This window comes from Cognatundibacterium luofuense, assembly GCF_018139685.1.
Classification (GTDB): domain Bacteria; phylum Pseudomonadota; class Gammaproteobacteria; order Burkholderiales; family Burkholderiaceae_D; genus Undibacterium; species Undibacterium luofuense.
Map to the genome: position 1 here is coordinate 305,020 of NZ_JAGSPN010000002.1, position 12,293 is coordinate 317,312.

General features: G+C 52.2%; 11 protein-coding genes and 3 tRNA genes. 1 reads left to right on the forward strand and 13 read right to left on the reverse strand.

Annotation, left to right across the window (positions count from 1 at the left end; all coding sequences use genetic code 11):
- Positions 1-383: 383 nt before the first annotated feature.
- The 10 genes from KDM89_RS04790 to KDM89_RS04835 all read right to left on the reverse strand — a co-directional run bounded on the left by KDM89_RS04790 (position 384) and on the right by KDM89_RS04835 (position 7,889).
- Positions 384-1,841 (reverse strand): Ppx/GppA phosphatase family protein, encoded by a 1,458-nt coding sequence (locus KDM89_RS04790; RefSeq protein ID WP_212686797.1) that lies wholly within the window; start codon positions 1,839-1,841, stop codon positions 384-386.
- 97 nt (positions 1,842-1,938) lie between these two features.
- The gene (locus tag KDM89_RS04795) at positions 1,939-2,841 is read right to left on the reverse strand and encodes a class I SAM-dependent methyltransferase (protein WP_212686798.1); all 903 of its coding nucleotides are present in this window, start codon (positions 2,839-2,841) and stop codon (positions 1,939-1,941) included.
- Between the two features lie 149 nt (positions 2,842-2,990).
- A tRNA-Lys gene (locus tag KDM89_RS04800) sits at positions 2,991-3,066 on the reverse strand.
- Positions 3,067-3,110: 44 nt separating this feature from the next.
- Positions 3,111-3,186 (reverse strand) — tRNA-Lys (locus KDM89_RS04805).
- A 34-nt stretch (positions 3,187-3,220) separates the two neighbouring features.
- A tRNA-Lys gene (locus KDM89_RS04810) sits at positions 3,221-3,296 on the reverse strand.
- Between the two features lie 62 nt (positions 3,297-3,358).
- Positions 3,359-4,117: a tol-pal system protein YbgF gene (gene ybgF / locus KDM89_RS04815; protein ID WP_212686799.1), complete on the reverse strand. Its 759-nt coding sequence runs from the start codon at positions 4,115-4,117 to the stop codon at positions 3,359-3,361.
- Between the two features lie 94 nt (positions 4,118-4,211).
- A complete protein-coding gene (pal, locus tag KDM89_RS04820) occupies positions 4,212-4,748 on the reverse strand; it encodes a peptidoglycan-associated lipoprotein Pal (RefSeq protein WP_212686800.1) in 537 nt (178 codons plus the stop codon).
- 23 nt (positions 4,749-4,771) lie between these two features.
- Positions 4,772-6,058: a Tol-Pal system beta propeller repeat protein TolB gene (gene tolB, locus KDM89_RS04825; RefSeq protein WP_212686801.1), complete on the reverse strand. Its 1,287-nt coding sequence runs from the start codon at positions 6,056-6,058 to the stop codon at positions 4,772-4,774.
- A 6-nt stretch (positions 6,059-6,064) separates the two neighbouring features.
- Positions 6,065-7,021: a cell envelope integrity protein TolA gene (gene tolA / locus KDM89_RS04830; protein WP_212686802.1), complete on the reverse strand. Its 957-nt coding sequence runs from the start codon at positions 7,019-7,021 to the stop codon at positions 6,065-6,067.
- 178 nt (positions 7,022-7,199) lie between these two features.
- Complete coding sequence (locus tag KDM89_RS04835; protein ID WP_212686803.1) at positions 7,200-7,889, reverse strand: TetR/AcrR family transcriptional regulator; 690 nt, start codon at positions 7,887-7,889, stop codon at positions 7,200-7,202.
- A gap of 114 nt (positions 7,890-8,003) precedes the next feature.
- Here KDM89_RS04835 and KDM89_RS04840 point away from each other — a divergent pair, with 114 nt between their 5' ends.
- The gene (locus KDM89_RS04840; protein ID WP_212686804.1) at positions 8,004-9,059 is read left to right on the forward strand and encodes an MBL fold metallo-hydrolase; all 1,056 of its coding nucleotides are present in this window, start codon (positions 8,004-8,006) and stop codon (positions 9,057-9,059) included.
- A 190-nt stretch (positions 9,060-9,249) separates the two neighbouring features.
- Here KDM89_RS04840 and KDM89_RS04845 read toward each other — a convergent pair whose 3' ends face one another.
- The 3 genes from KDM89_RS04845 to KDM89_RS04855 form a co-directional block, all read right to left on the reverse strand.
- Positions 9,250-9,702, reverse strand: coding sequence for an SMI1/KNR4 family protein (locus KDM89_RS04845; RefSeq protein ID WP_212686805.1), 453 nt, complete (start codon positions 9,700-9,702; stop codon positions 9,250-9,252).
- 88 nt (positions 9,703-9,790) lie between these two features.
- Positions 9,791-10,630 (reverse strand): hypothetical protein, encoded by an 840-nt coding sequence (locus KDM89_RS04850; protein ID WP_212686806.1) that lies wholly within the window; start codon positions 10,628-10,630, stop codon positions 9,791-9,793.
- Between the two features lie 641 nt (positions 10,631-11,271).
- Positions 11,272-12,273, reverse strand: coding sequence for a class 1 fructose-bisphosphatase (locus tag KDM89_RS04855; RefSeq protein ID WP_212686807.1), 1,002 nt, complete (start codon positions 12,271-12,273; stop codon positions 11,272-11,274).
- Between the last annotated feature and the right edge of the window lie 20 nt (positions 12,274-12,293).

Genomic DNA, 12,293 nt, shown 5'->3' on the forward strand with positions numbered 1-12,293 from the left:
CGTACAGCCTGCCCCGCTCCGCACTGGCTACCGTTCAGTGCAGACAGCGCGGCAGGCTGTTTTATTTCCGGCGTCTCCGGACGCAGATAACCTATTCCACCGCCTTCAGAAGCCATCACGCGCCAGCAATCAAACCGTCCCGGCTCTCTGCTACTGTGCAGAACTCCGCATTTGCACTTTCCGGACAGCCAGACTTTCTGCCGACGACCGCCGGATCGCCATGCAGAAATCCGCATTTGGGGTGTTTTCGGGCTGTTTCAGCACTTTTCCGGCGCTGGCGTAGCATGTGTAACAGCACAAACAAAAAAGGCAGCCCGCAGGCTGCCTTTCATTTATCAGATCGCTGACTCGTTTTATGCAAACCGGTCAGCAGACCGGGATCTTCAGACGTCGGTACGTACCAGCACTTCCGTGCCGACTTCGCGCCAGAACTCAGTTTCTTTTTGCAGCCAGTAAGACATGGTCGGATGCTCAGTCATCCATTTGCGCTGCAATTCCAGCTCAATATTTTTCTTCATACGCACGCGCAGATCTTCGTATTCGATATCAGCGCGGGAATGCATCAGCATCACGGATAAACGCAATGCCAGTACCGCTTTCGCAAAATCCGGATCATTCAGGCCTTCTGCGATTTTCCGCAGATTGCCTTTCTGACTCAGAATCAGCTTGCTCATGATGCGCTGTTCGCGACTGGTAAAACCGGCCAGATCCGCATTTTCCACCATGTAAGCACCGTGTTTGTGGTACCCGGTGTGCGACACAACCATGCCGGACTCATGCAGCAATGCGCTCCAGTACAGCAAACGATTGTATTGCTCGGAAGCAGGACGCAATTGCTGATACAGCAGCTTCACCAGATCCGCCACGCGGTTGGCACGTGCCATATCCGAGTGAAATAACTGGGCAAATTTCTGCACCGACACTTCACGACGATCCCGCTTGGTGGCGCGCAGATACAAATCCCAGATCACACCGATACGCAGACCGGCTTCAATCGGATTCAGTACCTCGATTTTGAACTCGGTCATCAGACCGATCAGAATCGCCAGCCCGCCAACCACCATCGGCACGCGCTCCGGCTTCACGCCATTCAGTGCCAGCTGATCCATAGAACCGGCCGCCACACAGCGTTCAATCAGCGCATACAGATTCGGCAGCGTCACGCGACCATCACCGATGCCGTTCTTTTCTATCGCTTCCGCAATCGCACGCATGGTGCCGGAAGAGCCGTAAGCCTTGCGCCAGTGCTGCGGCGCGTAAACCGAGGACATGTCTTCAAACACGGAGCGTGCGGTCAGAATCGCGGCGTCAAAGGCTTCTGCCGTAATCCGCCCTTCAGGGAAAAAATTGATCGCGTGAGGAACCGTGCCAATGCTGAACGATTCCACATTCAGAATTTCATGGCCGCGCCCGAGTATCACTTCGGTAGAGCCCCCACCAATGTCCATCACCAGACGGCGTTCGCCCGGCACCGGTACGGTATTACAAACGCCCAGATAAATCAGACGGCCTTCCTCTTCGCCGGAAATCACTTCAATCGGATGGCCGATTGCAGCTTCCGCACCGGGTAGCCAGTCTGCTACATTTTTCGCGATACGCACCGTATTTGTGGCCACCACACGCACCGATTCCACAGGATATGCTGCCAGCACTTCGGCAAAGCGCGCCAGACAGGCTGTCGCCCGCTGCATCGCTTCTTCGGTCAGGTTACCGTCTTTATCCAGCCCCGCCGCCAGCCGTATCGGCTCACGCGCGGTTTTCAGGATACGGATCGCACTGCCTTCATGCCGGGCAATATGCATACGAAAACTGTTCGAACCAAGGTCGACAGCAGCAAACATAATTTTTCCTTCTCGTCTGTGGTGCGATACTTTATTCAATCACAAAGGGCGGAAATGATACTAATCATTTTTTGTGACTCAACAGTGACGTGGCTGATCAGCTTGTTGCTTCTGTGTCCTGTGCGACAAAAAAGCGTGGTTGCAGTGACTGCAAGCCGGTATTTTCCAGAATGTCATGCAGTCTGGCAGCAGCACGCTTCTGTGGCTGGCCTTTGTATTCCGCAATGATCAGTTCATTCTTCATCGAATGCTCCCAGCCCACCAGTTCAGTGACTGTGACCTGATAGCCGTGCGCTTCCAGTTGCAGACAACGCAGTACGTTGGTGATCTGGCTGCCGAATTCGCGGGTATGAATAGGATGACGCCACAGTTCCGACAAAGGATTCGATTTCACTGCCTGCGATTTTGTGCGACGCAGTTCTGCCGCCACTTCTGCCTGACAACAAGGTACCAGCACCATGTAGCGGGCTTTTTTACGTAGCGCAAACTCAATTGCATCATCGGTTGCGGTATCACAGGCATGCAGCGCGGTGACGATATCTACGGTTTCCGGCAATTTGTCAGAGGTCACCGAATCTGCGACTGATAAATGCAGAAATTCCATGCCGGGAAAACCAAGACGCTGTGCCAGCTCGGTGGATTTCTGCACCAGTTCTGCACGGGTTTCGATGCCGTAAATACGGGAATCTTTCAGCGCGGGCTGATTTTTGAAAAACAGGTCATACAGAATGAAACCAAGATAGGATTTACCGGCACCGTGATCCACCAGCGATACGGCACGGTCGCCTGCACTCAGATTGTTCAGCAATGGCTCGATAAATTGATATAAGTGATAAACCTGCTTCAGTTTGCGGCGACTGTCCTGATTCAGTTTGCCGTCACGGGTCAGGATATGCAGTTCTTTCAGCAATTCTTCTGACTGCCCCTCACGGATTTCATGTTTTTGTGCCGGCGGGCTGGTGTCGGCCTTCACTGCACTGGCTTTATTTTTTTTGCTCATGATGTTCCTGTTTCCGGAAGAGTCGTATCCTGCACGGTCGGTCGCAGCTTGCGTGCTGTTCTAAGCACAACAGATGATAGCGGCGATTCGTGACGATAACGGCGAATATAAAACAAAAAGGACCCAGATTTTCATCTGGATCCTTTGTCTGGTGGGTTGTGCGGGATTCGAACCTGCGACCAACGGATTAAAAGTCCGCTGCTCTACCGACTGAGCTAACAACCCGTTAGCCTGCTTGCAAACTCCCTGACGGGAACCTGCGGAATTTCTGGTGGGTTGTGCGGGATTCGAACCTGCGACCAACGGATTAAAAGTCCGCTGCTCTACCGACTGAGCTAACAACCCAACTTATTTCTCGACACCATCACCAAAAGGACTCTGGTGGGTTGTGCGGGATTCGAACCTGCGACCAACGGATTAAAAGTCCGCTGCTCTACCGACTGAGCTAACAACCCCGAGAAAGACAGCTATTATAGGAGCCTAAACCATAGCTGTCAATAGACACGCGCCTTCCGGCTTACTTCAGCGCGCCGATACGGCTTTTCGCCGCTTGCGCTGCTTCTGTGTTCGGATAGTCGCGCACAATGGTTTCCAGCGTTTTCTTCGCAGCCGGTTTATCTTTCAGCTCAACCTGACACAGAGAAATATTCAGCAACGCTTCCGGTGCTTTCGGATGATCAGGGTACGATTTCACCAATTGTTGCATGACAGGAATCATGCCTTTGCAGTCACGCTGCGCCAGATACGAATTACCCATCCAGTACTGTGCCTGACCGGCATACACCGAATTCGGATAGCTGTTCAGAAAGCCACTGAAGCCGTTCACCGCTGCTTTGAAGTCACCGGACTTATACACATTCATCGCACCTTCAAAGGCGCGTTCTTCACCCGGCTCGATCACTGCTTCACGCCCGTCCACCACCATGCGCTTCGGTTCCAGTTTGCGGATGCGGTTATCCAGATCCACATAGAAATCCTGCTGACGACGCTGGGTATTCGCGATGTCATTCGCCAGCACTTCAACCTGTCCGCGCAGCTTTGCTAATTCAGCGCGCAGTTTTTCATTTTCATTGGCCAGATCCAGCGCGGTCGATTTATCGGCCTTGGTTTCAATGCGCGAATCCAGACGGGCATTTAATGCCTCAATCTTGGCGCGCAAATCCAGAATTGCTTTACGGGCTTCATCATCATCAAAAATACCTGCCGAAGCCATGGCAGGAAAACATCCGGCAAATGCCAGTGTCAGCAATACACGGCGGACTGAGTTTTTTTTCATCGCATTGCTCGTCAAAATAAACACGCCGCTTATCAAAGATAAGCGGCGTCAGTTAGCTGATCAACAGACAAACATGTCCGTCTTCAGGCTGGTATTACTGATAAACGATATCAGCACGGCGGTTTTCCGCCCAGGATGCTTCATCGTGGCCAGTTGCTTTTGGCTTCTCTTTACCCAGAGAAACTGCTTCCATCTGACCATCAGCAACGCCCATCAGGTTCATTGCTTTACGCACTGCTTCAGCACGTTTCTGACCCAGTGCCAGATTGTATTCGCTGCCACCGCGTTCGTCAGTGTTACCCTGGATCAGGATCTTGCGATCTTTTTTGGATGCCAGGTATTTGGAGTGGTTTTCAACCACAGATTTGGAATCGTCTTTCACAACATAGCTGTCAAAGTCGAAGTACACGCTGCGCAGTGCCAGCACGCCTTTAGGATCGTTCAGCGGATCCATTTCAGGTGCTTTCACTGGTTTAACAGCGTTAGGGTCGACTTGTGTCGTTTGTGTCGTTGTTACTGGTTTTTCTTCCACTTTTGGCGGATCCAGAGGCACTTTAGAAGCACAGGCGGACAGCAGTGCTGCGCCGGAAATCAACAAAGCCAGTGTTTTAGTTTGGGATGTGAAACGCATTTTCTCTCCTGAATTAAACAGTTTTATTTGAGATACGGGCCCCAGGTAGGTTCCCGGATATCGGCAGCCTGCACCGATAATTTTTGTCGCACCTTACCGTCAACAGACACGACTGCCAGTGTTGCCTGACGTCCAGTTTCGGTAGCGTACATGATATAACGACCGTTCGGCGAAAAGCTAGGCGATTCATCTTTGGTCGTATCTGACAGCCTTGTTTCCTGACCGGAAGCAAGATCCAGTGCATACAGCTGGAACTTTCCTTCACGACGGGAAATATAAGCAAGGGTTTTGCCGTCCGGCGAAATACGTGGTGTGATGTTATAGCTGCCGTTGAACGTCACGCGCTTTGCTTCACCACCATTCACACTGACGCGGTAAATCTGCGGACCGCCGCTGCGGTCACTGAGGAAATACACATACTGGCCATCGGCGGAGAATTGCGGCTCAGTATCAATCGCATTACTGCTGGTCAGCTTTTGCAAGCCGGAACCATCGGCATTAATCAGGTAAATCTGGGTCAGGCCATCGCGCGACAAGGCAATTGCCAGACGGCTGCCATCCGGCGACCATGCAGGCGCAGAGTTACTGCCTTTAAAGTTCGCTACGACACGGCGTTCGCCGGTCAGCAGATTCTGCACCCAGACCACAGGTTTTTTCATTTCAAACGACACATAGGCAACTTTGCTCCCATCCAGTGTCCAGGCCGGCGAAATAATCGGTTCGCGGGAACGTAAGGCAGGAACTTCGTTGTAGCCATCCGAATCGGCCACTACCAGACGGTATTCGCCGCCGGATTTGGTCACGTAAGCAATACGCGTTGCAAACGCACCGCGTACCCCGATCAGCTTTTCATACACATCATCGGCGATTTTATGTGCCGAAACGCGGGTACTGGTCGGCAGCGTTGGCAGCGCAAAGCCGGACAGCATCGCCGCTTTGGTGGTGTCGAACAGTTTATAGCGCACATCAAAGCGGCCATCTGCCAGCTTTTGCACACTGCCTACGACCAGTGCTTCCGCGCCTTTGCGCTTCCACTCTTCAAAGTTCACCGGCGCAGTTTCAGACAACACGGTGCCCGCATCAATCAGGCGGAAATAACCGCTGCGTGCCAGATCGTCACGAATAATCTGGCTGATTTGCTGCGGACTGAGGTCTTCATTACTGAAACCTGCAATCGCAATCGGAATCTGGTTCGAACCCACACCGGAAACTTCCACCCGCAATTGCGCCTGTGCCGGAACAGGCGGCACACCCGCCATCAGTGCCAGCGCCAGCGCAGGAATACTCAGCAAACGTAAACCTGATTTCATATCGTCTTACTCTTCTCGTAATTTGTAGACCAGTAACAAACTGGAGGGAACCTGACCGTTTTTATCTTTCGGCAGCGGCGCAGATTTTTCAATCGCTTTCGCCACCGCTTCATCAAAAGACGGAACGCCGGAACTCTTTGCCATACGTGGCAAGCCGCGCAGAGAACCATCCGGCAGCAATTCTATTTTGTATTCCACCGTCGGATTGCGACCTGCATTATCACCCGGCGGATAAATCATGTTCGAACGCACTTTAGACGCAATTTTAGCGATATAGCTAGGATCACCGCGGTTATTACCGGTCGATTTTTCCGCAGTACCGCTGCCACCGGAACCAACTGCACCGGCCTGCGCATTGATACGCTGCATTTGCTCGCTGAACAGTTTGTCAGCCAGTGCTTTTTCACGCGCATCTTTGGCTTTCTGATCAGCCTGCTTCTGCTTATCTGCTTTTTCTTTCTGCGCTTTATCCTTCAGCTCTTTTTCTTTGAGCTCTCTCTCGCGTTCTTTCTCACGCTCTTTTTCACGCTCAAGACGTTCTTTCTCGCGCTGCTTCTCAAGCTTTTCTTTTTCGAGTTTTTCTTTTTCGCGCTTTTCTTTCAGTTCAAGCTGACGCTTTTCCTCTGCAATACGCAGTTTTTCTTCTTCGCGTTTTTTCTCTTCCTGAATACGTTTCTTTTGCTGCTGCAAAGCGATTTCCGGATCTTCCACCGGTTTGGCGACTGGCTCAGGGGTGCGCGCGACTGGCGCTGGCTTCGGTTCCGGCTCGGGTTCCGGCGCGACTTGCGGTACGGGCAAAGGCGCGGCTTCGCGCGTGGTCAGATCCCAGACTTCCGCCTCCACTGCATTCGATTCATGGCTTTGCCAATTGATACCGACCACAAAAAACAATAACAGTGCCAGATGCACCAGTAACGCCAGTGCCATCGCGCCGGGCGAAACACGCGCCTCACGGTTGGTCATGGAATTTACCGGATTCAATGCAGCATTCATATGGGGACACAGATCACCGGCGGCTCGAAAAAGTTCCCGCAAATATGCGGAAAATATGCGCCGCCTGCCAAAGTTCGATTATTAACCCGTCATTATAATAGCTAGTTCGCATGCTGATACATGAAACTCCTTCAGCGGTTTGCCGGATTTACGGCTTTTTCAGTGTATCGCTGCGTAAGCCCTGCAGTTCGGCATCTGGTTGCTGGCTGAAAGTGCCCAGAAACTGCCGGATCACCATTTCCACCAGACGCTGGCGTCGCAATTCATCCAGCGGTGGTTGCCCCATCATAATTTGCGGCCACAGTGCGACGGCTTTCACCTGCCCCATCAGCATATCGCTGAGTTCGACCGGTTCGTAGTCGGTCAGCAAACGGCCGGACGCTTGCGCCTCACGTATCCAGCGCACAATCACCGGCTCGCTTTGTTTCAGCTGCTCCACCATACCACGCGCTCTTTCCGGTGCATGAATCGTCGCAGCCACAATCACGCGCAGCAAATCAACAAAGGCCGGATCACTGAACAAAGCAATTTTCTGCTGCAAAAAATGGCGCAACTGGCTGGCCAGGGTCTGCGGCGCAATAAAGTCGAAGCGGTCGTTCACCATCACGGTTTCCCACAGGCGCTGCAGAATCGCGGCGAACAAATCCTCTTTGCCCGGGAAATGGTTATATACGGTGCGCTTGGAAACACCGGCGCTGGCGGCGATTGCATCCATACTGGTCGCGTCATAGCCGTGGCGACGGAATTCCTGCACCGCTGCCTGCACAATCGCTTCTTTTTTCTTATCTGTCAGCCTGCGCAACAGCGAGGGACAGCTATTACAGAGACTAAACGCCATACTGCCGCCGGAGATTTTTTCGGGAAAACATAATTTTACACCGGACAGTTTACTTTTTTCCGGAACCCGCCTAAACTAAAACTACACCGTATAGTTTACTTTTGGAGCTGAAGCATGCAATCATCCGGCGCTGCATCCGATACAACCCGCTATCACAATCCATCCGGCGCCGGCATTCAGCAGCGCGGTTTTCTTGAGCATGTACGCATCGCATGGAAAATGCTCAGAAAAAACACCCGCGATACCGTGCCGAACGGCAGCATTCCTGTTCACGAACTGGACAGCACCGCCATTCTGCGTGCGCCGGATAACAGTATCTGGCGCTTTGGTCATTCCACCATGCTGCTGAAACTGAACGGGCAATTATTGCTGACCGATCCGGTTTTTTCGGACTACGCCTCACCGTTTCAATTCCTCGGCCCTAAGCGTTTTCATGTGCCGCCAGCGGCAATCAGCGAATTACCCCAGATCGATGCGGTACTGATTTCACATAATCATTACGATCATCTGGATAAGCGCAGCGTGCAACAACTGCGCAGCAAAACGGACCGCTTTATCGTGCCCTCCGGACTGAAGCAGCAACTGGTGCAATGGGGTATTCCGGCCACCGCGATTACGGAATTGCAATGGTATGAAGAAACTCCCTTCAATGGCGTGCGTATCGTTGCCACACCGGCGCGCCATTATTCAGGCCGGAGCCTGTGGGACCGCAATCGCAGTTTATGGGCGTCGTACTGCATGATCAGTCCGCACGCTCGGGTTTTCTTCAGCGGCGACAGTGGCTACTTCGATGGCTTCCGCGAGATTGGCGAGCGTTACGGCCCTTTCGATCTGACCTTAATTGAAGCCGGTGGCTACAACCAGATGTGGCATGACGTCCATATGGCACCGGCAGAAACGCTGCAGGCGCATCTGGATTTGCGCGGGAAATTCCTGATGCCGGTGCATAACAGCACCTTCGACTTATCAGAACATGTGTGGTGGGAACCGATGGAGCAATTACTGAAGCTGGCAGAACTGCGCGGCGTGCGCATCAGCTTCCCGCAGATCGGTGAAATGCAGGATATCAGCGAGCCCTCCCCCGGCCACGCATGGTGGAACAGTGAGCGTGTACACCGTCGCCACAGCGCCGCCGGAACAACGCAGCCATCCCGCATACAAAACGCCTGAACACCGCCGGATATCGCCAGCAAACCTGCTTACCTGATGCACGAAAATTTGTGCAATTTTCGTCATCAGGCAATTTCGCAAGCCCGGACTTTCTGCCGACGACAGCCGGATCGCTGTGCTGAACACCGCATTTGAGGCATTCTGACTCACCCAGAACAGTCTGAGCTTGTCCGTCCAGCTTGCAGCACGCCTATTCTTCCAGCGATGCTGCCATTTCCTGAATGAAAGCTCCGATATCCAGCCCCTCACATAACTCCGCTTCACCGGATTCATGGTCCAGCCTGACGATCAGCGAAGCGGCTTCGGGCTGTGCATGTAATGCGAAGTAATTGCCTGCGCCATCGTCCGCAATGATCAATAGCTGACCCGGATCAATCGACGCTGCGGCAGGATGTTCGCGCTGCCACCACAAACGAAAATGCTGGGTTTCTTCAGCAATTCTTGCGGATGCATACAGCAATGTAACAAACAAAAATGCTTCTTCATCCTGAATCGCTACACCGTCAGCAACCGATAGCAGCGATACCAGATCTGCAGGCAACTCCATCGCCAGGGTCGCCGCCAGAACCTGCAACTGTTCCGGCGTGGCAGGCGGAGGCAGTACGATATGCGGATGTAACGCCATTAACTGTTGTCGGTTCATACCTGCCCCCATTTAAACATCAGACCACCGAAGTTGTACCGGATGAAGCAGCGTCGCCGGATTGCTGGTCTTGTGTGATTTCGTGAAATTACTGATCCAGACTAATCAGTGGCGGTGATGCTGTTACCTTGCCCAGCTCAATCGAAAAATCGTCTTCTGCAGAGACTTTGTTTTTCGATGCAGGATATGTGTACGGGCCACAAACCAGTTCACCACCGGGTTTTCTGCATACCCAGTACTCGCCGCCCTGATCTGACAAATAAACCGTTTGTATTGGTTCCCGCTGAGACAGTAAATACGCCATCGGGCTGAAATCCGGGTTATTCCGATAATGTTTATCTCTGCTCGCATGATTGCCGCCAACCAGTGCCACGTAGGTGTAGTCCGGATATTGTCTGAGTCGGTCGATAATATTCAGTGTCATTTCGCCGTCAATTCTGCCAATGGAGAATGGTTCGTTTTTCTCCAGAGGAACCGGTTTATAGTCAGCGCTGATGTCAAATGCGGCCAGCAAAACTTTTTGTCCGCTTTGCTTAAGCTTCCTTACCGTTTCAATCAGCCCGAACATTGCAACACTGGAACGGCCGTCCTGCATCTTGCCCTGCCAGAATTTACCCTGCTGCAATACACGTCTGTCGTCAGCAGTGCCATTCGATTGCAGATAACGATTGATTCCCACTTGTTCATTTTCGGGAATTTCCAGCCCCAGTATCACCGGCTTATTCGCCGCCAGCAGCTGACACACCACACTTTTTGCGAACGCCGGATATTCATTGGAACCATGCGTTTCGCCGATCACCAGCACTCTGGTTTTGAGCTCCGCCACAGGAAATTTGCCATCTTTCGGGCAGACTGACTCATCCGCACTGGCCGTCGTGAATAAACCGGAAATACACACCGATAAAACAAGCTTCAGAATTTTTTTCATAGAAATCTAAATCAGGGATAAAAAACGCAGCACAAGCGGCAAGGCGAAACAAAACCGCCTTCATACATATGCTGCAGTTAACATTTGTCCGACGTGAAATTGCGACATTGATGTATGTGCCATCGCCACGCATTTCTGCACTTATCGCAATGCTTTGTCATTCTAAGCAACAGCCGATTCTTTTTTATCATTGGCATTTAATTTTTTAAAAGAAATACAGCATCTGAACTCTTTTACAACAACGCCAGGCCTGAATTTTCTTTTACGCCGTGTTTTCGGAAAATTCCGCTTCGTGTTGCACGTCAGCTTGCCCCCGTATTCCCGGGGCGCCGCCGTCCAACTCGCCGCTTGTATTGTGCAGACTTCGTCATTTCGTTTTTACGGGCAACCAGACTTTCTGCCGACGACCGCCGGATCGCTGTGCTGAACACCGCATTTAAAGCTATTTCTGCCTGAATTCAGCCTTTCCGGTGGCTTTACCTGACATAGACGCAGCAATCCCGATACGGATGCTGATCCGGATACGGAACAAAAGGAACATAAAAAAACCGCCGTTCATTGCTGAAAGGCGGTTTTTTGTGGCAGTTCGTATCTGCGGCAGCTGCAGTAAGTTCAGCTGCAAAGGCTGAGTAAAAGCCGGATTACTCTTTGTGATACGAGGTGACCAGCTCAACTTCGTTACGCGAGCCGAGGAATACAGCAACGCGCTGATGCAGTGCCGTCGGCTGAATGTCCAGAATGCGTTCCTTGCCGTTGGTCGCCATGCCGCCAGCCTGTTCGACGATCATCGCCATCGGGTTGGCTTCGTACATCAGACGCAGCTTGCCGGCTTTTTCCGGTTCACGCAGGTCAGCCGGATACATGAAGATGCCGCCGCGATTCAGAATGCGGTGTACGTCAGCCACCATGGATGCAATCCAGCGCATATTGAAGTCTTTGCCGCGCGGGCCGGTTTTGCCAGCCAGCATTTCATCCACATAGCGTGTGACCGGCGGATACCAGTGACGGCTGTTGGATGCATTGATCGCGAATTCTTTAGTATCTGCCGGGATTTGCACATTGCTTTGTGTCAGTACCCATGAACCCATTTCACGATCCAGTGTGAAGCAGTTCACGCCGTTACCGGTGGTCAGCACCAGCACGGTTTGCGGGCCGTACACAGCGTAACCGGCAGCAACCTGTTTCGTGCCCGGTTGCAGGAAATCCTGCTCACTTGGTGTGCTCATGCCTTCCGGTGCTTTCAGTACCGAGAAAATTGTACCGATCGATACGTTGACGTCGATATTGCTGGAGCCGTCCAGCGGATCAAACATCAGCAGGTATTCGCCCATCGGATAACGGTTAGGAATCGGATGGATACTTTCCATTTCTTCCGATGCCATTGCCGCTAGATGGCCGCCCCATTCGTTGGCTTCCAGCAGAATTTCATTGGAAATGATGTCCAGCTTTTTCTGCACTTCACCCTGTACGTTTTCCGAGCCGGCGGTGCCGAGCACTTCGCCCAGCGCACCTTTGCCAACCGCATGGCTGATGGTTTTGCAGGCGCGTGCAACAACTTCGATCAGCAGACGCAATTCCGCAGGAATAGAATTGTTTTGTCTTTGTTGCTCTACCAGAAACTGGGTCAGACTTACACGTTTCATAATAACTCCGTTAATAAAAT